The sequence below is a fragment of the Anaerococcus sp. Marseille-P9784 genome (genome assembly GCF_902500265.1).
In the GTDB taxonomy this organism is placed as follows: Bacteria; Bacillota; Clostridia; order Tissierellales; family Peptoniphilaceae; genus Anaerococcus.
Genome location: NZ_CABVOZ010000001.1, coordinates 713,824 through 739,409 on the forward strand (window position 1 = coordinate 713,824; position 25,586 = coordinate 739,409).

General features: G+C 33.5%; 24 protein-coding genes, 1 tRNA gene and 1 riboswitch. Of the genes, 20 read left to right on the forward strand and 5 right to left on the reverse strand.

Annotation, left to right across the window (positions count from 1 at the left end):
* Positions 1-61: 61 nt before the first annotated feature.
* Together GAN53_RS03320 and GAN53_RS03325 are read left to right on the forward strand one after the other, a co-directional pair.
* A complete protein-coding gene (locus GAN53_RS03320) occupies positions 62-502 on the forward strand; it encodes a LytTR family DNA-binding domain-containing protein (RefSeq protein ID WP_151409572.1) in 441 nt (146 codons plus the stop codon).
* A gap of 9 nt (positions 503-511) precedes the next feature.
* A complete protein-coding gene (locus tag GAN53_RS03325; protein ID WP_151409573.1) occupies positions 512-955 on the forward strand; it encodes a DUF3021 family protein in 444 nt (147 codons plus the stop codon).
* 36 nt (positions 956-991) lie between these two features.
* Here the strand turns inward: GAN53_RS03325 and GAN53_RS03330 are convergent, their stop codons facing one another.
* The 3 genes from GAN53_RS03330 to GAN53_RS03340 form a co-directional block, all read right to left on the reverse strand.
* Positions 992-1,690 (reverse strand): zinc metallopeptidase, encoded by a 699-nt coding sequence (locus tag GAN53_RS03330; protein WP_151409574.1) that lies wholly within the window; start codon positions 1,688-1,690, stop codon positions 992-994.
* A 301-nt stretch (positions 1,691-1,991) separates the two neighbouring features.
* Positions 1,992-2,642: a potassium channel family protein gene (locus GAN53_RS03335; RefSeq protein ID WP_151409575.1), complete on the reverse strand. Its 651-nt coding sequence runs from the start codon at positions 2,640-2,642 to the stop codon at positions 1,992-1,994.
* A 9-nt stretch (positions 2,643-2,651) separates the two neighbouring features.
* Positions 2,652-4,001, reverse strand: coding sequence for a TrkH family potassium uptake protein (locus tag GAN53_RS03340; RefSeq protein WP_151409576.1), 1,350 nt, complete (start codon positions 3,999-4,001; stop codon positions 2,652-2,654).
* A 280-nt stretch (positions 4,002-4,281) separates the two neighbouring features.
* Here GAN53_RS03340 and GAN53_RS03345 point away from each other — a divergent pair, with 280 nt between their 5' ends.
* From GAN53_RS03345 to GAN53_RS03370, 6 genes are all read left to right on the forward strand, one after another.
* Positions 4,282-4,833 carry a LemA family protein gene (locus GAN53_RS03345; RefSeq protein ID WP_099321415.1) on the forward strand — a complete coding sequence of 184 codons (552 nt, stop codon included), beginning with the start codon at positions 4,282-4,284 and terminating at the stop codon, positions 4,831-4,833.
* A 21-nt stretch (positions 4,834-4,854) separates the two neighbouring features.
* On the forward strand, positions 4,855-6,693 hold the full coding sequence (locus GAN53_RS03350) for a DUF2207 family protein (protein ID WP_151409577.1): 1,839 nt from the start codon (positions 4,855-4,857) through the stop codon (positions 6,691-6,693).
* 19 nt (positions 6,694-6,712) lie between these two features.
* On the forward strand, positions 6,713-8,446 hold the full coding sequence (locus GAN53_RS03355; protein ID WP_151409578.1) for a DUF2207 family protein: 1,734 nt from the start codon (positions 6,713-6,715) through the stop codon (positions 8,444-8,446).
* A gap of 9 nt (positions 8,447-8,455) precedes the next feature.
* Positions 8,456-8,953, forward strand: a complete 498-nt coding sequence (locus GAN53_RS03360; RefSeq protein ID WP_151409579.1) for an LURP-one-related/scramblase family protein — start codon at positions 8,456-8,458, stop codon at positions 8,951-8,953.
* Between the two features lie 9 nt (positions 8,954-8,962).
* Positions 8,963-9,982, forward strand: a complete 1,020-nt coding sequence (locus tag GAN53_RS03365) for a M42 family metallopeptidase (protein WP_151409580.1) — start codon at positions 8,963-8,965, stop codon at positions 9,980-9,982.
* A 116-nt stretch (positions 9,983-10,098) separates the two neighbouring features.
* A tRNA-Sec gene (locus tag GAN53_RS03370) sits at positions 10,099-10,193 on the forward strand.
* A 1-nt stretch (position 10,194) separates the two neighbouring features.
* Here GAN53_RS03370 and selB read toward each other — a convergent pair.
* Both selB and selA read right to left on the reverse strand, forming a co-directional pair.
* The gene (gene selB / locus GAN53_RS03375) at positions 10,195-12,057 is read right to left on the reverse strand and encodes a selenocysteine-specific translation elongation factor (protein ID WP_151409581.1); all 1,863 of its coding nucleotides are present in this window, start codon (positions 12,055-12,057) and stop codon (positions 10,195-10,197) included.
* Positions 12,047-13,402 (reverse strand): L-seryl-tRNA(Sec) selenium transferase, encoded by a 1,356-nt coding sequence (gene selA, locus GAN53_RS03380; protein WP_151409582.1) that lies wholly within the window; start codon positions 13,400-13,402, stop codon positions 12,047-12,049. The genes selB and selA overlap by 11 nt, the downstream gene beginning before the upstream one ends.
* A gap of 117 nt (positions 13,403-13,519) precedes the next feature.
* Positions 13,520-13,623, forward strand: a riboswitch (glycine riboswitch).
* 65 nt (positions 13,624-13,688) lie between these two features.
* On the opposite strand from selA, the gene GAN53_RS03385 reads away from it, so the two are divergent.
* From GAN53_RS03385 to GAN53_RS03440, 12 genes are all read left to right on the forward strand, one after another.
* Positions 13,689-14,072 carry a GrdX family protein gene (locus GAN53_RS03385; RefSeq protein ID WP_151409583.1) on the forward strand — a complete coding sequence of 128 codons (384 nt, stop codon included), beginning with the start codon at positions 13,689-13,691 and terminating at the stop codon, positions 14,070-14,072.
* Positions 14,065-15,009 carry a thioredoxin-disulfide reductase gene (gene trxB, locus GAN53_RS03390; protein ID WP_099321411.1) on the forward strand — a complete coding sequence of 315 codons (945 nt, stop codon included), beginning with the start codon at positions 14,065-14,067 and terminating at the stop codon, positions 15,007-15,009. Before GAN53_RS03385 ends, trxB begins: the two co-directional genes overlap by 8 nt.
* Positions 15,010-15,023: 14 nt before the next feature.
* Positions 15,024-15,344, forward strand: coding sequence for a thioredoxin TrxA (gene trxA, locus GAN53_RS03395; protein WP_225791806.1), 321 nt, complete (start codon positions 15,024-15,026; stop codon positions 15,342-15,344).
* A gap of 31 nt (positions 15,345-15,375) precedes the next feature.
* A complete protein-coding gene (locus tag GAN53_RS03400; RefSeq protein ID WP_099321410.1) occupies positions 15,376-16,662 on the forward strand; it encodes a glycine/sarcosine/betaine reductase component B subunit in 1,287 nt (428 codons plus the stop codon).
* A 45-nt stretch (positions 16,663-16,707) separates the two neighbouring features.
* Positions 16,708-17,181, forward strand: coding sequence for a glycine/sarcosine/betaine reductase complex selenoprotein A (gene grdA, locus GAN53_RS03405; protein ID WP_099321409.1), 474 nt, complete (start codon positions 16,708-16,710; stop codon positions 17,179-17,181).
* A gap of 12 nt (positions 17,182-17,193) precedes the next feature.
* Positions 17,194-18,498: a glycine reductase complex selenoprotein B gene (grdB, locus tag GAN53_RS03410; RefSeq protein ID WP_151409584.1), complete on the forward strand. Its 1,305-nt coding sequence runs from the start codon at positions 17,194-17,196 to the stop codon at positions 18,496-18,498.
* Between the two features lie 8 nt (positions 18,499-18,506).
* A complete protein-coding gene (gene grdC, locus GAN53_RS03415) occupies positions 18,507-20,051 on the forward strand; it encodes a glycine/sarcosine/betaine reductase complex component C subunit beta (protein ID WP_151409585.1) in 1,545 nt (514 codons plus the stop codon).
* Positions 20,052-20,053: 2 nt separating this feature from the next.
* Positions 20,054-21,193, forward strand: a complete 1,140-nt coding sequence (gene grdD / locus GAN53_RS03420) for a glycine/sarcosine/betaine reductase complex component C subunit alpha (RefSeq protein ID WP_151409586.1) — start codon at positions 20,054-20,056, stop codon at positions 21,191-21,193.
* A gap of 138 nt (positions 21,194-21,331) precedes the next feature.
* Entirely contained in the window at positions 21,332-22,702 is a 1,371-nt protein-coding gene (locus tag GAN53_RS03425) for an alanine/glycine:cation symporter family protein (protein WP_151409587.1), read from the forward strand.
* A gap of 228 nt (positions 22,703-22,930) precedes the next feature.
* Positions 22,931-23,641, forward strand: coding sequence for a DUF5058 family protein (locus GAN53_RS03430; RefSeq protein WP_151409588.1), 711 nt, complete (start codon positions 22,931-22,933; stop codon positions 23,639-23,641).
* 10 nt (positions 23,642-23,651) lie between these two features.
* A complete protein-coding gene (locus tag GAN53_RS03435; protein WP_151409589.1) occupies positions 23,652-24,314 on the forward strand; it encodes a hypothetical protein in 663 nt (220 codons plus the stop codon).
* Positions 24,315-24,332: 18 nt separating this feature from the next.
* Positions 24,333-25,511 carry a M20 metallopeptidase family protein gene (locus GAN53_RS03440; RefSeq protein WP_151409590.1) on the forward strand — a complete coding sequence of 393 codons (1,179 nt, stop codon included), beginning with the start codon at positions 24,333-24,335 and terminating at the stop codon, positions 25,509-25,511.
* The last annotated feature ends 75 nt before the right edge of the window (positions 25,512-25,586 follow it).

The following is a 25,586-nucleotide window of genomic DNA, read 5'->3' on the forward strand; positions in this document are numbered from 1 at the left end:
TCGGAAATCTGTTGAATATAAAAATATATTTACTAAAATAATAATTAAAGGGGGAGATGATTTGAAAGTTGAGATAAATATTGATAAGACTTTGGATGAAGAAAAAATTGTAATATACGCAAGAGAAATGAATAAGGAGATCTTATCTTTAAAGGAAAGCTTAGAAAATGGTAAGCCAAATATTTTGACGGGTTTTTTCGATGGAAGATTAGAATTTATAGATCCAGAAAATATTATAAGAGTCTATGCAAATGATAAGAAAGTTTATGCAGTTTCACAAGATAAAACTTATTTGCTAAGATTAGCTTTGTATCAGGTTGAACAAAGGCTTGATCCCAAAAAATTTGTTCGCATATCAAATAGCGAAATAATAAATCTAAAAAAGACAAAAAATTTTGACTTATCCTACATAGGAACCATAAGCTGTCAGATGGTAAATGGAGATGTTTGTTATGTTTCAAAAAGAACTTTAAAAAAAGTAAAGGAAATATTGGGAATTTAGGAGGAAAAAATGAATAATACAAACAAGCTAACAAATTATTTTAAAACCGTTTTTCAAAATCTTGGAATAATTTATTTTATTTCAGTAATAATAGCCTTTATAAATGGTGGAGATTTTAATATTTTCACCCAGGAATTTTTAAGAGGTCAAAATTCATCGCAAGCCATGTTTAAACTTACCATTGCCCTAATTATTTTAATTAGTCTGGTGTATTTTGCCAATAAAATTTACGAAGTAACTACTCTTTCATTAAGGTTAAAAACTATCCTCGCCTATGTAATTTCTATTACAGGGGTCGTAATTTTTCTAAATTACTTAAAACTTTTTTCAAGCAAATATAAGGTAAATATTATAATAAATTTATTTGTATTTTCCCTTATATACTTCATATACTGGATCGTATCTTTCAAAAAAGCCAAAAAAGACATAGAAGAATTAAATAAAAGATTATAAAAATATCGGCATTAGTTACCTAGTGCCGATATTTTCTTAATCTCTATTTCTATTGCCAAATAATAAGACTAATCTTAGAAATTGTAGGGCTGTTGTAAGAGTTGCTGCAAGATAAGTATAGGCTGCAGCCTTTAACATATTTTTGGCATATTGATTTTCTTCTCCAACAAGCATTCCAGATTCTTCCAAAACCATAAGGGCTCTTTTGCTGGCGTTAAATTCTACCGGCAAGGTTACGATTTGAAAAACCAAAGTCAAAGCAAATAAAAGTATGCCAAAATTTAATAAATTCTGCTTAGATAAAATCATTCCTAAAAATAAAATCGGGAAACTTAATTTTGAACCTAAATTTACAGCAGGAACCAAATAAGATTTTATTTTTAGAGGAAAATATCCTTTCTTATATTGAATAACATGGCCAAATTCGTGGGCTGCAACTGCAACTGAAGCAATTGAAGTTTCTTTCATGGATTCAGGTGATAGGGCAACTTCCTTGGTAATCGGATTAAAATAATCACCAAGAGAATGATCAATTTGCTTAATTTTTATATCCCTAAAACCATAAGTATTTATAATATAATCACAAACTTCCTTGCCTGTAATTTGTTTTTTTGTTCCTATTTTTGAATATTTTGCAAAAGCCTTATTGACATTTGCTTGAGCGATCATGGTTAAAATAAAACCAATAATAACAAGTATATATGTGCTATCATAGCGGTAATATAAAAATGGCATAAGACCTCCTTTTCTATTTAAAAGAATTATACCCCAAATTCTGTTAATCTATAGCTATTATAAATTAATAGACCATTAAAAATAAGCAAAGAAAAAGAGCCTCTTGGCCCTCTTTCATTTAGAAAAGAATAAGTTAGTCCTAGTTTTCTTGAGGGAAAACTATAAGGAATTAATAATGAAAAACCTAGCTATGTAATAGCTAACTATAGTATAGCACAATATATATTTATGTGCAAACATTTTCTTCAAAAAATTTTATAAATTTAAAGAAAGTTTATAAGTTCTGGTTTTTCCAATATTTTTAAAGCTCAGCTAACTTATCAGCGTTTTCATTAGAACCAATTACAATCAAAGAATCCTCCTTTTCGATAGGTAAATCTGGGTCAAAATCCAAAATCATATCTTGATATCTTTTAAAAGCTATCACATTGACCTTATATTTATTTCTAAAATCCAATTCAATTAGTGTTTTTCCTATCCATTCTTTTTTTGCCTTGACTTCACAAAGAGAATAATCAGTGGAAAATTGATTTAAATCCAAAATATTTTTGCCAGAAATCATTTTTGCCAATCTCTCTCCGGTATCTAATTCTGGGAAAACTATTTTATCAGCTCCTATTTTTGTAAGAATTCTTGCGTGAGATTTGCTTATAGCCTTTGCTATTACTTCTTTTACTCCACTATCCTTACAGATTAGTGTAGCTTGGATTGAGGCTTCTAAGTCTGTTCCTGTGGCAATTATTGCTATATCGTAGTTACTTATTCCCAAAGATTTCATTGCTACTTCTTCTGTTATATCAGCTTGGATAGCACTTGAAACATTATTGGCAATTTTTTCTATTTTTTTGTAATTATTGTCAACAGCTGTTACATAAATTCCTTTTTCATAAAGTTTGGTAGCTGTTGCTTCGCCAAATCTTCCTATTCCTAATACAATTACATTTTTATCCATAATCTTCTCCTAACCTAAACTTATCATTGCTTCTGGATATTTTATCATTTTATCTTCAGCCTTTAACCCAAAGGCAAGGGCCATAGTCATTGGACCAATTCTACCTAGATACATACAAAGGCCTATCAATATTTTTCCTATATTTGATAAACTTTCAGTTATTCCTCTTGATGCTCCAACTGTTGCAAGAGCTGATACTGTTTCATAAAGTATATCTATAAATTTAAAACCATCAGTTACTGATATCACAAAACTAACCAAAATAACTATGAAAAGTGATATCAAAAATATGGAAAGAGCCTTTTTTATACTTTGATCGGATATGGATCTTTTAAAAATTATCGGTTCTTTTTCTTTTTTTATAACTGAAATTGTTGCAATTATCAAAACTCCAAAGGTGGTTGTCTTTATTCCTCCAGCGGTAGATCCAGGAGATCCACCAATAAACATTAAGCAAATTAATAAAAGTGCTGTGGATTCTTTAATCTTACTTAGATTAACAGAATAAAATCCAGCAGTTCTTGCAACGACTGATTGGAAAAACGATTCAATTATTGATGCCTTAGTGCCTTCTCCCTTTAAAACTCCGCCTCCGATAGATTCTAGCAAAAAGAAACCTACAGCTCCAACTAGGATTAGAACAATAGTGATTAGTATGACAAGTTTGGAATGAGTTGAAAGTTTTTGAAAGTTTTTCCTATAAAAAATTTCGCTTGTCACCATAAAACCAAGGCCACCAATTATTACCAAAAGCATTAAAGTTATATTTACTAATGCGTCAGATCTTAGAGGATAAATTGAATCTCCCAAAATATCAAAGCCCGCATTGCAAAAGGCAGAAATTGAGTGAAATATGGAAAACCACATTCCTTTGCCAAAACCATATTGAGGGATGAATCTTATACTAAGCAAGAGCGCTCCAACAATTTCTGTTAAAACAGTAAATAAGAGTACGTATTTAAAAAGATTGATCATACCAGCAAGACTATCGATATTAAATTGTTCCTTTAAAATTTGCCTACTTTTTAGACCGATTTTTTTTCTAAGTAATAGGGGGATAAGGGTTGCTAAACTCATTATTCCAAGACCACCAATTTGAATTAAAATAATAATTACAACATGCCCTAGGCTATTCCAATGATAAGCTGTATTAACTGGGCTAAGTCCTGTAACACAAGAAGCACTTGCTGCTACAAAAAAAGCATCTATCATATCAGTTGCCTTGCCATTTCTTGTAACATATGGTGTGGATAAAATTATTCCACCAAGAATAATTAATATAAAAAATCCAATAGATAAAATGAAAGCAGGATTTTCTGTGGCTTTGGCATAAGTTTTTTTTACAAAATTACTTTGCATAAATATCTCCTTAATCAAACGAAAGCTTGGCAAAACAAGAGTTTATATAAGCTTTGCGAATCTATTTTACACCCCTTTTATTGCTTGTCAATTTCATGATACCGATTTTAGATTTATTATAAACAATGATTGCAAATAAGCAAAATTTTATTAGGGAAAAATCCTAAAAATATAATTTGATTTTATCTATCTTGAATTTTACAATTGATATGTTTAACTTTGCTTAAAAAGGATATAATTATTATGAAAGACAAATTATAAAAATTTAAAGGAGAAGAATATGAACCCTAGTATTATTGTAATTGCAATTCTTGCTGTTCTTGCAATTTTTGCCATATCAATTTATAACAATCTTGTTAGAAAAAATGAAATGATAGAAAATGCTATGAGCCAAATAGCAGCCCAACTTCAGTCAAGATGGGATGCTCTTAATAATTTGATTGATGCAACCAAAGATTACGCCAAATACGAAAGCGAAACTTTAGATAAAATAACAAAAAATAGAACAAATATCGACAGAAAATCCACAGCTTCTGATGTAAATGAGGAAGAAAATGAATTTAGATCTGCTATGAATAGTTTTTATGCAGTAGCAGAAAATTATCCAGAGCTTAAAGCATCTGAAATTTACAAAAAAACCATGGATTCCATCGACAAATACGAAGATAATGTTCGTCACTCAAGAATGATCTATAACGACACAGTTACAAGCTTTAACAGATATATAAAATCTTTCCCACAAAACCTTTTTGCAGGAAGTTTTGGCTTTTCTGATAAGGGATATTTTAAAAACGACGAAAATTCCAACGAGGTGCCAAGATTTAATTCTTAGACTCTTTTTTTAGGAGCAATTATGAAAAATAAAAATCACAAATTTTTATTAAGCCTAGTTCTTGTTATAATTTTAATTTTTGCAAGAACTAGCTTTGCAGATGAGATTTATTCCATAGATATTAGCGCCGATATAGATGAAAATGGCGTTGCTCATGTGACAGAAGTTTGGAAGACTAATGAAGATTCTTTTGATGCAACAGAAAAATACAAGGTGATTTCCGACTTAAATGGTATAAAAATTAGAGACTTCAAAGTTTCTAGAAACGGAGAAGATTTTACTGAAATTTATCCTTGGAATTTGGATTTATCCTTTGATGAAAAGAAAAACCATTATGGAATGATCCAAAAGGAAAATGGAGTAGAACTCTGTTGGGGGATTACAGAATTTGGCGAAAATACCTACACCTTAACATACACCATCGACCCAATAGTTGTTGGACTTAATGATTACGATATGGTTTATTATCGCTTTATCAAAGAAAACTTAGAGCCTTTGCCAGATTCCATTTCCATGACAATAAATTCCTATAAGCCTTTTGCCGATGAAACTTCTTTGTGGGCTTTTGGTTTTAAGGGAAATATAGAAAATAAAGATGGAAAAATCATCGCTAAAAGCACTGGAGATGTAAATTACGGGCTTGTTATGCTTAGAATGCCGAAAGGAACTTTTGCTACGAGCCTAAAAATCGACCAAGATTTTGATTTTTACAAAGAAATGGCCATAGCAAATTCAGATTTTGAGAATAATTCTTACGATAATTCTTCTGATGGGGAAATACCCGATTATGACCAAGATACAAGCGATTATTACGAAGAAGAGGATTACGACGAAGATTTTAACGCTTACGACTATTTTGATCAAGGTCCCTCTTTTTGGGATTTTGGAGGATTTTTTTCCATTTTACCAATCCTTTTTTCTGCTTTAACTGTAGGAATATTTATAAAAAATAAAAATGAAAGTGATAGCTTTCGACCAATAAACAAAGAAGTTTTGAAAAATCCTAAAGAATTTAAAGAAGAATATTTTAGGGAAATTCCTTACCAAGGGCCGATTGAAGATACATATTTAATTAATCTTTACGCCTATAAGTCCAATAGTTTTGAAAATTATATGAATGCTTTCTTGCTAAAATGGGTTTATCAGGGAGTTGTAGAATTTGCCGAAGAAGATGAGAAAATACTTTTTATGACTCACACAGTTTCCTATATAAAACTAATCCAAAAACCAGAGGATATGAGCCTTGTGGAAAGTAGTTTTTATGATATTTTACAAGAATGTGAAACTTACACTGACGATGGAAAAATCACCCAAAAAGAAATCGAAGAATATGTAAGAGATCACCAGAGGATTCCTGAAGTTTTAAGTAGAAAATTATCAAAAAACTCTTTGGACAAGCTTTGCCAAGGTCAATATTTGTCAAATGAAAAAACTAAAAAGAAATTTGCCTTTTCAAATGATTCTTACAATAACAATGTAAAAATTGAGGAAAAAGGCATAGAACTTTATGAAAATTTCATCAAATTTAAAAACTATTTGGCCGATTATTCTCTAATTAAGGAAAGAGATATAAACGAGGTTAAACTTTGGGATAGCTTTATGATTTATGCGGCAATTTATGGCATAAGCAAGGAAGTTTACAAAAATTTCACAGAAATTTATCCAGAATATGAGAAGATGTCTTACTTTGACTATTATATGATAGCAAATATCAACTCTTATTCACATTTCGTAAGCCAAAGTTTTAACAATGCAGCTAATAATTTTGAAAATTCCTCACACGGTGGATTTTCATCATTTTCCGGTGGAGGAGGCTCATTTGGCGGAGGCTCTGGCGGATCTGGTGGAGGAAGCCGTTAAAGGAGAAAAGGAAATAAGAATGAAGAAAAATTTTAAAAATCTATTAAAAATACTTTTGCTAATATTTTTCATAGCAATTCCACAAACTGTTCTGGCAGATGACTTTGAGTCTATTGATATGGAAATTTCAATAGATAAAAATGGTCTAGGTCATGTAAAGGAAGTTTGGCAAGTTTATGATGACGATAGGGATGCGACGGAAAAATATAAGTCAATTCCTGATTTAAGGGGAATAAAAATCGAAGATTTTAAGCTAAATGCCAATGGCAAAGATTTTTCAGAAATTTCTCCTTGGAATGTGGATGCATCTTTTGATGAAAAATCCAACCACTACGGAGTCTTAGAAAAAGATGATGGCTATGAATTGTGTTGGGGAATTACAAATTATGGTGAAAACACCTACACCCTAACTTACACCATAAATCCTTTGGTGGTTTCACTTAATGATTGCGACATGGTTCATTTTCGTTTTATAGGAGAAAATTTCGATCCAAAACCAGAAAAAATTTCTATAAAAATCAAGGGCTATCAGCCTTTTGATAAAGAAGTAAAAATGCGGGGCTTTGGTTTTATTGGAGATATCCACAATGTAGATGGAGAAATCCTTGCCAAAAGTACGGATGAGGTAAATTACGGCCATGTAATGCTTAAATTTCCTAAGGGGACTTTTAATTCCTCCTATGTTGAAGATAAGGATTTTAAGTATTACGCCAAAAAAGCCATAGTTGGTTCCGATTATGAAAAATCAGAAGGAACTGTAGATCAAAATGACAAATCCGATATCATGGAAGTGGTTTTCGCCGGTATTGTTATTCTAATAATTATCATTGCAGGAGCGATTTTTACCTATGGAGTTAAAAATTCTTACGATGAGTATCAAATTCTTAACAAAAAAGCTCTAAAAAAGCCAAAGGAATTAAAAGAACAATACTTTAGAGAAATTCCATACAAGGGACCAATTGAAGATACCTATCTTTTGGTAGATAAAGCTTATCCTTCTGAGGACAATTTGGGAAATTATTTAAATGCGTTTTTGCTCAAATGGATTTATGATGGAGCTATTGATTTTAATAAAAACGCTGATGTGGATAGCAAAGATGAGGATTCTTACATTACTATAAATAAGAAGCCTTCAAATATGAGTGAAGTTGAAAGTGGCTTTTTTGAAATTTTACAAGCTAGCGAAGATTTATCAGATGATGAGAAAATTAAAAATAGCCATATTGAAGATTATATGGACTCAAACGAAGATGAGATTGAGAAATATTTTAAGCTTTTTGAAGAAAATTCACTGGAAAGATTAGAGGAAAATTCCTACTTAACAAATGAAAGAAAAGAAATAAAATCTTCGTTTATCAAAGAAAAAACTTACAAAAACAAGATTACAATCACCGATTCCGGCATAAATTTATATGAAAATTTCATCAAATTTAAAAATTATTTAGCCGATTACTCTCTAATTAAGGAAAGGGATGTAAACGAGGTTAAACTTTGGGATAGCTTTATGATTTATGCAGCAATTTATGGCATAAGCAAGGAAGTTTATAAGAATTTCACAGAAATTTATCCGGAATATGAAAATTATAGTATATATAACTACTACATGATAAATAATATCCACTCTTACTCAAGCCATATAGCAGAATCTTATGCAGACCTTACAAGTTTTATCGATGCAGGTTCTGGTGGATCAACTTCCTTTGGTGGAGGTGGAGGTGGCTTCGGTGGAGGCGGTGGCGGTGGCAGCCGCTAAAGGAGCTTTATGAAAAAATTATATTTTAAAGAAAAATTTTTCAAAATAACCGACCATTATCCAATTGTAGATGAAAATGGTAGAGAAGTTTATTATCTAGACCAAAATTTCACGCTTGTGGGTTATAATTCCAACGTTTCTGATGGCAATGGTAAAAATTTATTTTCCATTACTAGGGAAATTTTCACCTTGCTTCCACGCTATCAGGTTGTTTTTTCCAAAGGCACTAATATGACTGTCCAAAAAAAATTTGAATTTTTTAGACACAGAGTAGATATTTTTATGTCCAATGGGGATAATCTATATTTGGATGGCGATATTTGGCATTTGAATTTCCAAGTTATAAATAAAGAGGGAGCTTTAGTTGGCGAAGTTTACAAAAAATTTTTTAGCTTTGCCGATAATTACGAACTTACTATTTATGATGAGAATTATGACCAAGAGCTAATAAGTCTTGTACTTTGTCTAAACAACATGGTTGATTTAGAAAAAGCTACGAGCAATTAAGGAGGTAAAATGACTGAACAAATATTAAAATATATCAAAGATTTATGCGAAACACCATCACCAACAGGCTATACAAAAAGAGCTGAAAAATATTTGATGGAAGAATTTGAAAAAATGGGTTACAAGCCTTATCAAAACCACAAGGGAAATGTGATCGTTCCAATCAAAGAAGGTACGGAAAACGGACTTTTGCTATCAGCTCACGTTGATACACTTGGACTAATGGTAAGATCAATAAAAGCAAATGGAAGACTAAGAGTTACGGCTTTAGGTGGTTATCCACTAGCTTATGGTGAACAAGAAAATGTGACAATCATAACTCGTTCTGGCAAAGAATATACAGGCGTATTTAGAATCAACGAACCAGCAGTTCACGGTTCGACAGACCCAAAAGAAATTACTCGTGATGACAAAAATATGGAAGTTGTAATTGATGAAATTACAAACTCAGCAGAAGAAACAGAAAAACTTGGAATTTCTGCTGGAGATTTCATAGCTTACGACCCTAGATTTAGAGTTGACAACGGTTTTGTAAAATCTCGCCACCTAGATGATAAAGCAAGCGCTGGAGTTTTGATGGCTCTTGCAAAAGATATCAAGGAAAATAATATTAACATCAACCGTCCTTTGTATTTAGCTTTTACAATCTATGAAGAAGTAGGCCATGGCGCTGCAAGTGGACATCCACAAGGAATTACCGACATGATTGCAGTTGATATGGGAGTTGTATATGACGATTTAAAGACCGATGAAACCAAGGTTTCAATCTGTGCTAAAGATTCATCTGGCCCATACAATTACGATCTAACCAACGAATTAATCGAAGAAGCAAAGGCAAATGATATAGATTATGCTATAGATATTTACCCACTTTATGGCTCAGATGCTTCAGCTGCAGTAGCAAGTGCCAATGACTTCCGTCATGCTCTTGTAGGAAGCGGAGTTGCAGCAAGCCACGGTTATGAAAGAACTCATGTAAATGGATTAAATGGCCTTTACAAACTTTTAAAATCTTATATAAGCAAATAATTTGCAAAGTAAAAGCTGCTTTCTTTCGGTAATAGTCAAAAGTTAGCAGCTTATTTTAATTATTTTCGCTGGATTTTTTGCATTTTCAAATCTTTATGCTATAATGTTTATGTTATGGGAGCGGATGAGTTTCTGGTGTGCTCTGCGGTCTTCAAAACCGTCGTGAGAAGTGTACTTCTTAGGTAGGTTCGATTCCTACACGCTCTCGCCACTTATATTAAAACTCTGTAATCATCAATTCGTTTACTTATATTTTTCTTATCCATATATTCTAAAACAGCTACAGCTTGCTTTCTACTTAATTCTGATAAATCTCTAAATTCGGAAACTTGCATCTTGCCGTTTTTTTCCATAAAAGTTTTTGCCATTTCAATTAATTTATCAAGATATTCTTTTCTAAGATAAAAATCGTAGATCTTGCTTAGATCTTTTTTGCACAAATATGATAAAATATCCCTATCTTCTTTTTTGTCGATAATATCGGCTTCTTTTAAGATTTTTGGCTCGTTGTCTTTGATTTTTTTCATAATTTCATCGATTTTTTTCTGATCTTGGTCAAGGCTTATGGCAAAGGATTTATTTTTTACAAGACCTTTTTGGAGCATTATTTTTTTGGTTATGACTTTATTTTTTAGCATTATTTCAAAATTTTTGCTATCGAGATTAATTTTTACTTTTTGCCTTAATTCTTCCCTTGGGATTCCTTCCTCTAGTGGGTGATTTTCGTGGTAAGTCTTTAAGAAGTTTTCTAGGTCATCAGCCCAAGAGTTCAAAGATCTTCTTGATATATACATATCGCCAATTTTGTCGATTTCGTTATTTTCTTCGATTTTTTCCAGATATTCTCTTAGGTTTTTATCTTCTATTCCCATGTGTGAAAAAATTTGGTCAAAATTCCTGAATTCTTGCAAGTAATCCAAAATTTCGTCGATTTCTGAATAATTTTCCTTATTTTTTAGATATGAAACATAGGATGTGGAATTAATGGTGTGATTTTCTTCGTTGGTATCGATTATCTCGCCCCCACCGATTGTCATCAAAGGCGAATAGGATCTTATTACAAATTTATCTCCTCTTTTGACGTAAATTTCTTCTTCGAGCCTAAATTCGCACAAGGCGGTATCTCTGCTTTTTATTTCTTTTCTGTCTAAAGGAACTGCACGGGCCAAAATTTCCTTTGTGCCATGGAAAAATCTAACTCTTGACCAATGTCTTAATTCTACATCTTCAAATTTTGATAGATTTAAAAGCGTTTGGACATTTTTTACTTTTATTAGAGAATTTTTCTCGGCTATTATATCTCCTCTTTGAATTTCATTTGAGGAAATATTTGTAAGATTTAGAGCGATTCTTTGTCCCTTGTGAGCTATATCTATAGGCTTATCGTGATTTTCTATGGATCTTACTTTGACAATGGCTTCTTTTGGATAAACCATATATTCCCTATCCTTATAGATTTCTCCCTCGGTTAGGGTTCCTGTAATTATGCTGCCAATTCCTTTTAAGGTAAAAGATCTGTCGATGTTCATTCTCATGGACTTGTCGTCTTCTTTTTTTTCGCTGGCATAAATTTTTTCTTCTATCAAATCTTTTAACTTGTCGATATTTTCTCCACTTACAGAATCAACTGCAATAATTGGCGCATCTTCTAAAAGAGTATCTTCAAAAGAAATTTTTATATCTTCTTTTACTAGCTCAAGGTCATCTTCGTCAACCAAATTTTTCTTGGTGATGACAATAATTGCATTGTCAACTCCCATATAGTGGAGGATTTGAGCGTGTTCTATAGTTTGAGGCATAACTCCATCATCAGCTGCCACCACCAAAAGGATTATGTCAATTCCAACAACTCCAGCCATCATATTTTTGATAAAATTTTCATGACCTGGAACGTCAATTATCCCAGCCCTATCGCCAGATTTTAAATCCATATAAGTAAAGCCAAGATTTATTGAAATTCCTCTTTCTTTTTCTTCCTTCAACTTGTCGGTTTCTTTGCCAGTTAAGGCTTTAATTAGGGTCGTTTTGCCATGGTCTATGTGACCTGCAGTTCCAATTATATAATTACTTTTCATAAAATTCCTTTAAAGTTTCATAAATTGCATCCATCTGATTTTCGAAAATTGTCAAAGCATTTAGGTGAACAAAACCGTTATAAACTGTTGAAATAATGTGATTTTTGGATAATCTTAGAAAGCTTTCAAGCTTTGTGGCATCCTCATAATTTATTTGAATTGAGTAAGTTTTTTTGACATCCAAAGGATAAGATCCACCACCAATTTTGCCGTCAGATTCTACTATTTTTCCGTCAAAGCCTGTAATTTTTGTAAGCTTATTAAAAAGTTTCTCGCATCTTTCTTTGACGGAATCGCTATCTTCCAAAATCATTCTAATTGTAGGATTTTCTTTTTTTAACTTGTTAAAATCAAGATATTCATACAAGGTTGCCTCAACTGAAGCAAGAGTTAATTTATCAACCCTAAAAGCTCTTAAAAGCTGATTTTTCTTCATTTTATCTATATATTTTTTCTTGCCGACAATAATTCCTGCTTGAGATCCGCCTATTAATTTATCACAAGAAAAACTTACCAAATCTATCCCATCTTTTAGGCAATCTTGAACGGTTTTTTCATAAGAAAATCCATAAGAAGTTAAGTCTATTAGAGAACCTGAACCTAAATCTTCGTATAACAAAATATCTCTATCGCCTATAAGATCGTGAAGATCCTTGGTGTCAACGCTTTCCTCATATCCTACTACCTGGAAATTTGACTTATGAACTTTTACTATTGCAGAAATTTCTTCATTTTCATCTATAGCTCTTTGATAATCGTAAAGATGAGTTCTATTTGTCGCCCCGACTTCCACAATCTGAGCGCCACTTTCATTCATTATTTCATTAATCCTAAAAGATCCGCCAATTTCAACAAGTTCTCCACGGGAGATCACTGCGTTTTTGCCCTTACAAAAAGTATTTAAAACCAAAAACACAGCAGCGGCATTGTTATTTACTATAAGGGCATCTTCAGCGCCAGTAAGTTTTTTGGCGATATTAACAAGATGAGTGTATCTTGACCCACGTTTGCCCTTTTCTACATCATATTCCAAATTTGAATAGCTTGTGGCGATTTTTTTAACTCTATCTATAGAATTTTCAGACAAAACTGCCCTACCAAGGTTGGTATGTAGGATTACACCCGTTGCATTTATAACATTATAAAGAGTGTAAGGGCTGTAATTTTTGTATCTATTTTCTATCTCAGAAAAAATATCTGAACTTTCAAAATCTTCATTGTTTTTAATTTTTTCTCTAAATTCATCCAAAACGGCGTTTGCAATATCTTTTAACATTTGCGAGTTATCAGAAAATTTATTTAGAATCTCATTCATTTGAGGTAATTTTTTGTATAAGTTTTTCATAAAGTCCTCCATTACTCATATTATACATTATATTGCACTTTATATGAAAAAAAACATGGAAAACGATGTATGAGTTGATTTTTTGCTTAACTTGTGATAAAATAATGTCATAATCAGATGAAGTTATGGTTAGATTTTGTTAAGTCAAAAACCGAAGGTACAAGTAACTATTGTAGTCACATAGTTATGAATTTCTCAGGTAAAAGGACCCATGGCTGATGAGATTCTGAAGGTTGCGACAGAAAACATGACTAATTTTCGTGTCGCTTTTTTATTTGGAGGCAATGTGTTAATAACGAATAATCCTATGTTTATTGACTATATGAAAGAAAATTATCCAAAGGTTGAATTTATCTACAAAGATGTTGAGCCACTTGAGATTTTAAGAATTGGTAGAAATTATGTTCACCAAAACTATAAACTCTTAACTCACCCTCTTTATGGTAATTTTAGACCCCACGAATTGTTCTATAGGACAATAATAATCGAAAAATCAGAGCATTTAGATAATGAATCTCTAAATCTGATTGAAACATCAATTAACAAAATTGAAGACATTCTTAAAAAAACAAAAATGAGGGATGCTACTGATGAGGTTATTAAGGATTACGCATATATAGACTTTCAAATAATAAAGGAAAACATGGAAGGAGGATATAAGAATGTATGATTTAGTTATTATTGGTGCTGGTCCTGGCGGACTATCCGCAGGCTTATACGCTGGTCGTTCACGTCTAAACACACTAATAATCGAAAAAGATGCAGTTGGTGGACAAATCGCCATTTCAGATGAAATCGAAAATTATCCAGGTGGAAAAGCTGGAGAACCTGAAAGTGGTAAAGCTCTTACTGATAGGATGAAACAACAAGTTGAAAGATTTAACGTTCCTATCAAAAAAGCAAATGTCGTAAAAGTTCAATTAGAAGGTGACGTTAAAAAAATTGAACTTGCAAATGGTGAAACTATCGAAGCTAAAGCTGTAATCATTGCAACAGGTGCTAACCCAAGAAAACTTAATGTTCCAGGAGAAAAAGAATATACCACAAAGGGTGTTTCTTACTGTGCGACATGTGATGGAGACTTCTTCACAGATTTAGAAGTTTTTGTAGTTGGTGCTCGTAACTCCGCTGTAGAAGAAGCTATGTATCTAACAAAATTTGCTAGAAAAGTAACAGTTCTTTGCAGACGTGAAAAATTAAGATGCGATGCTGTAGTTGAAGAACGTGCTAAGGCAAATGATAAGCTAGAAGTTATGTATCACACATCAATTAAGGAAATCAGAGGCCATGAGGTTGTAGATCAACTTTTACTAGTAAACAATGAAACTGGTGAAGAATGGGTTTACGATGCTGATGAAGATGATGGAATTCTTGGAGTTTTCGTATTTGTAGGTTACAACCCGGCAAACGAATTAGTTGAAGGTCAATTAGATCTTGACGAATCTGGATATATCATTACAGATGAAAAGATGAGAACAAACATCAAAGGCGTTTATGCTATAGGCGATATTAGAAACACAGTGTTAAGACAAGTAATAACGGCTGCATCAGATGGAGCAATTGCTGCAGTAACAGCTGAAAAAGAACTAAAAGATTTAGATTATTAAGGAGAGTTTATATTATGATGATTTCATTAGACAAAAAAACATTTGAACCTGAAGTAAATGAATATGAAGGAAAAGTATTTGTAGATTTCTGGTCAGAATCATGTGTTCCATGCATGGCTTTAAAACCATTTGTAGATAGCCTTGCAGAAGAATACGAAGGTAAAATGAAATTCTGTGATTTAAACATTACAAAAGCTAGACGTGTAGCAATCAAACAAGGTGTACTTGGACTTCCTACAATGATAGTTTACAACAATGGTGAAAAAATTGCTGAACTTCATGAGGATGAATGTACAGAAGAAAATATAAGAAAAATTGTTGAAGAGAATTTATAATTCAATCAATAAAATTTAATAAGGAGGCTTTATGCGTCTTGAATTAGGCGAAATCTTTATCAAAGATATTCAATTTGCTGAAAAATCTGAGATAAAAGATCATATTCTTTATGTTAACAAAGAAGAAATGATAGAAGCTGCAAAATTATCCGAAACTCACCTAGAATCTCTTGACTTTGATATTGCAAAACCAGGAGAATCTACAAGAATCATCCCAGTAAAGGATGTTAACGAACCAAGAGTTAAAATTGAAGGTGGAAAGATCTTCCCTGGCATCTTAAATGAAGTTGACCAAGTAGGATCTGGTTTTACAAAATGCCTTAAAAATATGGCTGTAGTTACAACAGGCTCAATCGTTGGTTTCCAAGAAGGAATTATCGATATGAGTGGAGAAGGTGCAAAATATACACCATTTTCTAAATTAAACAACTTAGTTGTAATAGCAACCAAAAAAGAAGGCGCTAACCAAAAACAACACGAAGAATCTGTTCGTTTGGTTGGTCTACGTATTACAGAATTCATCGGTAAACTTGCAACAGATATCGAATGTGATGAAACAAAAGTATACGAAACAAAAACAATCAAAGAAATCCATCAATTAAACAATGGACTTCCAAATGTAGTTTATGTATACATGCTTCAAACACAAGGCTTATTACACGATACTTATGTATACGGTGTAGATGCTAAGAAAATCATCCCAACATTTATCTATCCAACAGAAGTAATGGATGGAGCAATAGTATCTGGTAACTGCGTATCTGCATGTGACAAAAACCCAACATACGTACATTTAAACAACGAAGTAATTAAAAGACTTTATGAAGAAGATGGCAAAACACTTAACTTCATGGGTTGTGTAATTACCAACGAAAATGTATTCTTGATGGATAAGAAAAGATCATCAGATATGGCAAGTAAATTGGCACAATTCTTAGGAGCTGACGCTGCTATAGTAAGCCAAGAAGGATTTGGTAACCCAGATGCCGATCTAATTATGAACTGTGTTAAACTTGAGAAAAAAGACATCAAGACAGTATTAATCACAGATGAATATGCAGGTCAAGATGGAGCAAGCCAATCACTTGCAGATGCTGACCCACTAGCAACAGCAACAGTTACAGGTGGAAACGCAAACGAAGTAGTAATTCTTCCAAAGATGGATAAAGTTATAGGCGATCTTGACAAAGTTCATATAATCGCTGGTGGTAATGACCATGCTCTTAGAGAAGATGGCACACTAGAAGTTGAACTTCAAGCTATAACAGGAGCTACAAACGAAACTGGATTTGGTTATTTATCTGCAAAGACTTTATAACTAAATCAAAAGGTCTGAAATTTAGAAAAGAAAAAAGGAGTAATAATGTCTAACTTACTAGAAAATAAAAAGATTATTATCCTAGGCGACCGTGATGGAATCCCAGGAGAAGCAATCAAAACATGTGTTGAGACAGTTGATAACACAGACGTAATATTTTCTGCAACAGAATGTTTTGTCTGAACAAGCGCCGGCGCAATGGATCTAGAAAACCAAAAGAGAGTTAAAGATTTCGAAGCTGAATATGGCAGAGAAAATATCGTGGTTATCCTAGGTGCAGCAGAAGCCGAAGCGGCAGGTCTGACCGCAGAAACAGTTATGGGTGGCGATCCAACATTTGCAGGACCACTTGCAGGAGTTGAATTAAAACTATTAACCTATCACGTTGTAGAAAATGAAATCAAAGAATTAATCGATCCAGATGTTTACGATGCAGAAATCGGAATGATGGAGATGGTTCTTGATGTTGACGAAATAGCAGAAGAAATGAATGACATAAGAGAGGAATTCCTCGATTAATAAGGAGTGCATATGGCTATTAGATTAGTTCATTATATCAACCAGTTCTATGCTGGTATTGGTGGAGAAGAAAAAGCTGACATAGCACCATTTTTGGCAGAATCTCTTCCTCCAGTTAGTGAGCAACTACAAAAACAACTAGGCGAAAACTTTGAAGTTGTAGCAACTGTTGTTTGTGGTGACTCATATTACAATGAAAACGAAGCTAGTGCAAAAGAAACAATCTTAGGTTTTATCAAAGAACAAAATCCTGACTTCTTTATAGCAGGACCTGCATTTAACGCTGGTCGTTATGGTGTAGCAGCAGGTTCTATTACAACAGCTGTAAAAGAAGAATTAGATATACCAGCTATTACAGCTATGTATGTTGAAAACCCAGGTGCTGATATGTACAAAAAATATGTATATATTGTAGAAACCAAAGATAGTGCTGCAGGCATGAGAAAGGCTATTAAATCAGTAGCTTCCCTTGCTAACAAACTAGCAAACAATGAAGAAGTATCACCAAAAGCTGACGGATACATGGCTCAAGGTGTAAGAAAGAATTATTTTGCAGAAGAAAATGGATCTCAAAGAGCTGTTAAAATGCTACTTAAAAAGATCGCAGGCGAAGAATATGAAACAGAATATCCAATGCCTACATTCGATAGAGTAGATCCACAACCAGCTGTAAAAGATGTTTCTAAGATCAAAATCGCCCTTGTAACAAGTGGTGGTATTGTACCAAAAGGAAACCCAGATCACATTGAATCATCATCAGCTTCTAAATACGGAAGATATGATCTTTCAGGATTTGAAAAATTCACAAGCGAAAATGCAGAAACAGCACACGGTGGTTATGACCCAACTTACGCAAATACAAATCCAAACAGAGTTGTTCCACTAGACGTTGTTAAAAACATGGTAAAAGAAGGAAAAATCGGTTCCCTTCACGATTATTGGTATTCAACAGTAGGTAATGGTACCGCTATAGCATCTGCTAAGAAATTCGGCGAAGAAATAGCAGAATATCTAAAAGAAGATAAAGTTGATGCAGTTATACTTACAAGTACATGAGGTACCTGTACACGTTGCGGTGCAACAATGGTTAAAGCTATAGAAGCTGCAGGATTCCCTGTAGTTCACATGTGTACAATCACTCCAATTTCACTAACAATCGGAGCAAACAGAATCGTACCTACAGTAGCTATTCCTTATCCACTAGGTAACCCAGAACTTAGTGATCAGGATGAATATGATTTACGTTACCAATTAGTTGAAAAAGCATTGAGAGCTTTGGAAACTGAAATTTCAGAACAAACAGTTTTTGAAAATTAGGAGGAACAATGTATCCAGTATTTAAAAAAGCAGGATTCACCTTGGCATATGCTCCAAACCTTATGAGGACGGCTGGAAGCACATTTGTCGTTGAACATTTAAACAATCCTGATGGCGATTTTCTAAAAAATTTCGAGTCTCATGTTAGAAGCTATGAAGAAGTTGTAAATTACCTACCAAACCAAATCTATATCGGCAATGAAAGCCCAGAAGCTTTGGTTGATAAAAAATTACCTTTCTCTGATATAGAATATAAAGATGGTAAAGTTGAAGGTAAACATGGATTTATAATCAACGAAAAAGAACTATTCATTCTTTTAAGACTTGTTGATGAATTTGATCTTGTTTATTTATCAGAAGAATTTGTAAATGAAAACTTTGAAGATTTCAAGAAAAGATTCCCAGAATTAGAAAATGAATTCCACAAAGTAAAAGGATCAGATTTAGCTCATGCTCAAGAATTAATAGATAGTAAACATGCTGAGCCATTATATATGGATAGCAAATTAGTTGGTTATGTAAGAGCAGCTCATGAATCTGACCAAAACCTTTCAGCAGAATATATGCTTGAAAATCTTGCGGTTAAAGCTACAGGAGCAATCTCAGGACTTGAAGTTATAAGAGAAGGAATCGACAAAGATTCTATCGATTATGTAGTAGAATGTTCAGAAGAAGCTTGTGGCGATGTTAACCAAAGAGGTGGTGGAAACTTTGCTAAATCTATAGCCGAAGTTTTACAACTAGGTAACGCTACAGGTTCTGATACAAGAGGATTCTGTGCAGCACCAGTTCATAGTATAATCGAAGCATCTGCTCTAGTAAAAGCTGGCGTTTACAAAAACGTATTGGTTGTAGCTGGTGGATGTATACCAAAACTTGGTATGAATGCTCGTGACCATGTTAAAAAAGATTTACCAATTTTTGAAGACGTTCTTGGTGGCTTCGCAGTTTTAATCTCAGAAAATGATGGAGTTTCTCCAGAAATTAGAACTGACATAGTAGGTCGTCACACAGTTAATACTGGATCAAGTCCTCAAGCTGTTATCACAAGTCTAGTAGCTAAACCACTAGCAGATAACGGTCTAAAAATTACAGACGTTGATAAATTCTCACCAGAAATGCAAAACCCAGATATCACAGTTCCAGCAGGTGCAGGTAATGTACCAGAAGCTAACTACAAAATGATAGCTGCTCTTGCAGTAAAAAATGGTGAACTTGAAAGAAAAGAACTTCTAAACTTTATCAAAGAAAAAGGAATGGTTGGTTGGGCTCCAACACAAGGACACATCCCATCAGCTGCTCCATACATTGGTCAAATGATCGATGACATAAAAACTGGCAAAATAGAACGTGCTATGCTTATAGGTAAAGGTTCATTATTCCTTGGAAGAATGACCAACCTATTTGATGGTGTTTCTATCTTAATCCAAAAAAATAGTGGAGAAACAGGCGAAGCTACATCTGAAACAGGATCTAGCGATAGCCAAGAAATAAGAAACTTCTTAGCTGAAGCTTTAAGAAAAATTTCTGAAGACTTAACAAAGGAAGCTTAACTATGGATAAATTAAGTTTAGCAAAATCACTAGATGAAATAGCAAGTTTACTTGAAAGTGGTGAAAGCTTAAACAAACCTACCATAGCAGTAACAAACTTCTTAAGCGAATTAGGTGCTGACAATATCAATCATGCTATAGAAAATCTAAAACATGAAGCAAATATAATTATTGTCGGAGAAAAATACACAGACGAATTCGAATATTATGAAGCAAGTGACGATGCAGGAAACGCTGAAGTAATCGAAGGCTTATTTAAAGAAGGCAAAATCGATGCTGCAGTAACTATGCACTACCCATTCCCAATCGGTGTTTCAACCGTGGGAAGAGTAGTTTCTCCTGCTAATGGTAAATATGTTTATATAGCAAATACTACAGGAACTAATGATACCAACAGAGAAAAAGCTATGGTTTTAAATGCAGTTGACGGAATAATTGCTGCCAAAGCTAATGGTATCAAAAATCCTACTATAGGAATCCTAAATGTAGACTCTGCAAGAGTTGTAGAAAAGAAACTTAAAGAATTGAAAAATAATGGTTTTGAACTTACTTTTGCCGAAAGTAAAAGAGGTGATGGCGGAGTAGTATTCCGTGGAAACGACCTACTAGCAGCAAGCTCTGACATAGTAGTTTGTGATTCTCTTACAGGCAATGTAATCCAAAAAGTTTTCTCATCCTATACATCAGGTGGTTTCTACGAAACTACAGGATCAGGATATGGTCCATCAATTGGCGAAGGATTCTATACACCTGTATATATCGTATCACGTGCAAGTGGTACTCCAGTTATAGAATCTGCAATCAGATATGCTATTGCATCTGCTAAAGGCAATATTAATGAAGTATCAAAAGAAGTATTTAAGGCTGCTAACAAAGCAGGACTAAAAGAAATACTTGCTTCATTAGAACCAAAGCAAAGTGCGGCAGATACTGAAGAAGTAAAAGTTCCAGATAAGGAAATAGTAAATGCTTCAATAGGTGGAATTGATATCCTTGAGATAGAAGATGCCATAAAAGTAGTTCACAAAAATGGAATCTACGCTGAATCTGCAATGGGTTGTACTGGACCTGTTGTAATGGTAAGCGAAGATAAACTTGAAAAAGTAAGAAAAATCTTACAAGAAGCTAACTTTATTGAATAAATTTGGAGGGGATTCATTCCCCTTCCCAAATTTTTTTATTAATCAATAGAGACTAATTTTTTCGACCACAATTGATAAAGTTTTCACAAGAAAATTCGGTTTATTAATCTTATAAAAATCATTACGAAAGGAAAACTTATGTTAGAAATTATAGGTAAATTAAACTCTGTAATCGTAGATTACCTTCTAACCTTTGCTCTAGTAGCAAGTGGTATACTCTTCTTATTCTTAAATAGAGGAGTTCAATTTAGAAAATTTGGCGCTGCTTTTAAACAAACCTTTGGTGGTATGTTTAAAAAATCTGACGATGGTATTTCATCCTTCCAAGCCTTGGCTGTAGCTATAGCTGCTCAAGTTGGTACAGGAAACGTAGCAGGTGTTGCAACAGCAATGGTATCTGGTGGTCCAGGTGCAATCTTTTGGATGTGGATCATGTCCTTATTTGGCATGGGTACTATATTTGCTGAGGCTGTACTTGCTCAAAAATATAGAGTAAAAGACGAAGATGGTAACTGGGTTGGTGGACCTGCTTACTACATCACAAATGGATTAAAAAATAAGGGATTAGCAGGATTTTTATCTAAATTCTTTGCAATTATGATTATCATTGCTCTAGGATTTTTTGGAAATATGACTCAATCTAACTCAATCGCAGGTGCTGTAAATGCAGCATTTCCAAAAATTCCTCTTGTTGTAATAGGTGTAATTATAGCAATATTTGCTGCCTTAGTATTTATCGGTGGTATCGACAGAATTGCAAACTTTGCACAATTAGTAGTTCCTTTTATGGCAGTAATTTATATAATTTTTGCTATTCTAACTTTAGTTAAGTTTAGAGAACATATAGGCCCTTCTTTTAAACTTATTTTCCAAGCTGCTTTCACACCAGAAGCTGCTGCAGGTGGTGCCCTTGGTTTTGGTATAAGACAAGCTATAAAATACGGTGTAGCTCGTGGACTATTCTCTAACGAAGCTGGTATGGGTTCTACTCCACACGCTCACGCTACAGCAAATGTTGACCACCCAGCACAACAAGGTCTAACAGCTATGGTTGGTGTATTTATAGATACAATAGTAATTTGTTCTGCAACAGCACTTATAGTACTTGTTACAGATTCAATGGATTCAGGACTAACAGGAGCATTACTAACACAAAAAGCTTTTGAAATTGGCTTTGGTAGACTAGGACTTGTTCTACTAGCAGTTGCCCTAACATTCTTTGCATTTACAACAATTATAGGTTGGTATTACTTTGGTGAAACAAATATCAAATTCTTATTTGGTAAAAAAGGTCTTACTCCTTATAGAATCATTGTAATTGCATTTATAGTAGTAGGTTCTTTCCAAAAGATTGATTTGGTTTGGTCATTATCAGACTTATTTAACTCTTTGATGGTTATACCAAACGTTATCGCCCTATTCATCCTAAGAAATGATGTAAAAGACTTACTAAATGATTATGAACACAATTTCCTAAAAGGAAAAGCATCAGAGCATGCTCATAATTAATAATTTTTAGCTGGAGATAAATTCTCCAGCTAATTTTTTATTTATTTTGACAGGTAAAATGTTTTAATTTTTTATAAATTAGATGGTAAACTTTTAAATGGAAAATATATTATTCATACTCTTTATTGACTTACCTAGCTAAATAGTTTATACTATAAATGTGTCAATCGTTTTCCTTTGAAAGTTGAACGTTTGATATTTAGAAAAAAATTATTCGGGGAGGAAAAAATGAAAAACTTTTTGGACGTAGCCAACAGTTGGCCTATGTGGCTGTCTGTTGTGCCAGTAGTCGTAGCCGTACTTTCTGAAGCTTTTATTTTTACAAAAAAAGCTAAAGAAGCAGGACCATTAGTAGGCTTAGACGAAAAGGAAGCAAAAAGAGCTTTCAAGGTAGGAGCTACTGCAGCAATCGGTCCATCTCTTGGTGTATTTATTGTAATGCTTGGTTTGATGGCAGCAATAGGGGCGCCAGTTTCTTGGCAAAGACTTTCAATCATAGGTGCAGCACCAACAGAACTTGCAGCTGCAAATATGGCTGCAAAAGCACAAGATGTTACCTTAGGAGCAGACAATTATACCTTAATTAACTATGCTAACGCTACTTGGGTTATGGCCCTAAATGGTGGAGCTTGGTTATTTACTTCTGGTTTATTTACAGATAAATTAGATATAATCAGCCACAAGGTTACTGGTGGAGATACCAAAAAACTAGGTATTCTTTCAGTTACAGCTATGTGCGGTGCTTTCGGATACTTTGCAGTTAACGAATTTATCAAAGGTCTAGCACCAGATAATCACGCAAATATCGCAGCAGTAGTAGCATCAGCATTATCAATGGGTGTTCTTACTGAAATCGGCAAAAAACATCCTAAACTTAACGAATTTAACTTAGGTCTTGCTATGATTATAGGAATGATTGCCGCTATTATTGTGAAATAAGGAGATAGTCATGGACGAAAATTTAAACAAACAATATGAAATGGAATTTACTAAACCTATTATTAAATATGGTAGATTAATAAATCTTCTTTCTATACTATTATGCTTTATTCCAGCTTTAGTAATGTGGTTTGTATTTGATGCTAAACCACCAACAGAAGATATTTTAAAGGGTTGGGGACTTATAGCTTCAATATTCTTAATTTATGCAGTTATAGAACCAATTTCTTATTTCCCAGTTTTTGGACTTGCAGGTACATATATAGGATGCTTATCAGGAAACATCGGTAACGTAAGAGTTCCAGCATCTGCTATAGCTCAACAATCTTTGGGTACAACACCTGGTACTAAAAAAGCTGAATTAGTATCAACACTTGGTATCTGTGGATCAGTAGTTACAAACTTAGCCTTTACAACCTTATGTGCCTTTGCTGGTGCTTGGATTATGGGATTATTCCCACCAATAGTTATAGAAGCATTTAACTATGTATCTCCAGCAATATTTGGAGCAATGTTTGGAATGAACGCAATCAAAAATCCAAAATACGGTGTATTTGCATTTATAGTTGGATTTATATTAATGAAATTCTTCACATTACCAGCATACGTATTAGTTCCAGCTATGGTATTCTCAACAGTTGCATTTGGTTTCATAATTGATGGAAAAAAATAATAAAAAAGGAGATATATAATGGATGTTTTAAGTGAAATTAAAAAAGTTAATGACGATTTGATTAAATGGAGAAGACATCTTCATGAAAATCCAGAATTAGGATTTGATCTAGAAAATACTTGCAAATTCGTATCAGAAAAATTAGACGAATTTGGCATTGAAAATCACAGAAATTTCAAAGGCGCTGTAATTGGCTACATCAACCCAGAAAGTACAGGCAAAGTTATAGCTCTAAGAGGCGATATGGATGCTTTGCCAGTTAACGAAGAAACAGGCCTTGAATTTGCATCAAAGGTTGAAGGAAGAATGCATGCTTGTGGACACGATGCTCACACTGCACAACTATTAGCAGCAGCAAAAGTGTTAGCAGAACACAAAGATGAAATTGACGGCAAAATAATGCTAATCTTCCAACCAGCAGAAGAGCTTGGAACAGGATCAATTGAAATTGCAGACTCAGAAGAATTTAGCAAAGTGGATGAAGTTTTAGGTTGCCATGATGGAAACTTACTAGCAGGCGATGACGTTCCAAAAGGTGCCTTAGTATTTTCAAAAGGCCCAACAATGGCAACAATGGACAAATTTACAATTGATATTAAAGGTAAAGGAGCTCACGGTTCACAACCAGAAAACTCAATAGACCCAATAGTAATCGCTTCATATATAATAACAAGCGTACAAGAAATAGTAGCAAGAGAAATTTCACCTCTAGAGCCAGTTGTAGTATCTTTTGGCGTAATCAATGCAGGAAAAGCATTTAATATAATTCCAGAAACAGCTCACCTAGAAGGTACAACAAGAACACTTACTCCTGAAATAAGAGATCTTGTAGCTAGAAGACTTGGAGAAATTGCAGAAGGAATAGGCAAGACATTTAGAGCAGAAATAAGCTATGAATTCTTCCGCCTACCACCTCCAGTAATCAATAATGCTGAGATCACAGAAAAAATGATGACATCAGCTAAAAAATTATTCCCAGAGAAGGTTATAGAATTGAAAAAACCTATAATGGGTGGAGAAGACTTTGCATTCTACCTAGAAAAGAAACCAGGATCATTCTTCTTCCTATATAATCCTCTAGAAATAGATGGTAAATTATATGCACATCATAACCCAAGATTTGCAATGTGTGAAGAATTCATGCATGAAGTTCCTGCAGTTATGGTTCAATATGTAATGGACGAACTTGGAAAATAAATAAGAACTAAGACTACCAGCAATGCTGGTAGTTTTTCTTTGTCTAAACTTAAGATAAATAAAATATTTAAAGTA

Excerpts from the sequence above, each read along its gene's own strand:
- GAN53_RS03325 (WP_151409573.1), top strand. The coding sequence starts at position 512 with ATGAATAATACAAACAAGCTAACAAATTATTTTAAAACCGTTTTTCAA.
- GAN53_RS03330 (WP_151409574.1), bottom strand. The coding sequence starts at position 1,690 with ATGCCATTTTTATATTACCGCTATGATAGCACATATATACTTGTTATT.
- GAN53_RS03335 (WP_151409575.1), bottom strand. The coding sequence starts at position 2,642 with ATGGATAAAAATGTAATTGTATTAGGAATAGGAAGATTTGGCGAAGCA.
- GAN53_RS03340 (WP_151409576.1), bottom strand. The coding sequence starts at position 4,001 with ATGCAAAGTAATTTTGTAAAAAAAACTTATGCCAAAGCCACAGAAAAT.
- GAN53_RS03345 (WP_099321415.1), top strand. The coding sequence starts at position 4,282 with ATGAACCCTAGTATTATTGTAATTGCAATTCTTGCTGTTCTTGCAATT.
- GAN53_RS03350 (WP_151409577.1), top strand. The coding sequence starts at position 4,855 with ATGAAAAATAAAAATCACAAATTTTTATTAAGCCTAGTTCTTGTTATA.
- GAN53_RS03355 (WP_151409578.1), top strand. The coding sequence starts at position 6,713 with ATGAAGAAAAATTTTAAAAATCTATTAAAAATACTTTTGCTAATATTT.
- GAN53_RS03360 (WP_151409579.1), top strand. The coding sequence starts at position 8,456 with ATGAAAAAATTATATTTTAAAGAAAAATTTTTCAAAATAACCGACCAT.
- GAN53_RS03365 (WP_151409580.1), top strand. The coding sequence starts at position 8,963 with ATGACTGAACAAATATTAAAATATATCAAAGATTTATGCGAAACACCA.
- selB (WP_151409581.1), bottom strand. The coding sequence starts at position 12,057 with ATGAAAAGTAATTATATAATTGGAACTGCAGGTCACATAGACCATGGC.
- selA (WP_151409582.1), bottom strand. The coding sequence starts at position 13,402 with ATGAAAAACTTATACAAAAAATTACCTCAAATGAATGAGATTCTAAAT.
- trxB (WP_099321411.1), top strand. The coding sequence starts at position 14,065 with ATGTATGATTTAGTTATTATTGGTGCTGGTCCTGGCGGACTATCCGCA.
- trxA (WP_225791806.1), top strand. The coding sequence starts at position 15,024 with ATGATGATTTCATTAGACAAAAAAACATTTGAACCTGAAGTAAATGAA.
- GAN53_RS03400 (WP_099321410.1), top strand. The coding sequence starts at position 15,376 with ATGCGTCTTGAATTAGGCGAAATCTTTATCAAAGATATTCAATTTGCT.
- grdC (WP_151409585.1), top strand. The coding sequence starts at position 18,507 with ATGTATCCAGTATTTAAAAAAGCAGGATTCACCTTGGCATATGCTCCA.
- grdD (WP_151409586.1), top strand. The coding sequence starts at position 20,054 with ATGGATAAATTAAGTTTAGCAAAATCACTAGATGAAATAGCAAGTTTA.
- GAN53_RS03425 (WP_151409587.1), top strand. The coding sequence starts at position 21,332 with ATGTTAGAAATTATAGGTAAATTAAACTCTGTAATCGTAGATTACCTT.
- GAN53_RS03430 (WP_151409588.1), top strand. The coding sequence starts at position 22,931 with ATGAAAAACTTTTTGGACGTAGCCAACAGTTGGCCTATGTGGCTGTCT.
- GAN53_RS03435 (WP_151409589.1), top strand. The coding sequence starts at position 23,652 with ATGGACGAAAATTTAAACAAACAATATGAAATGGAATTTACTAAACCT.
- GAN53_RS03440 (WP_151409590.1), top strand. The coding sequence starts at position 24,333 with ATGGATGTTTTAAGTGAAATTAAAAAAGTTAATGACGATTTGATTAAA.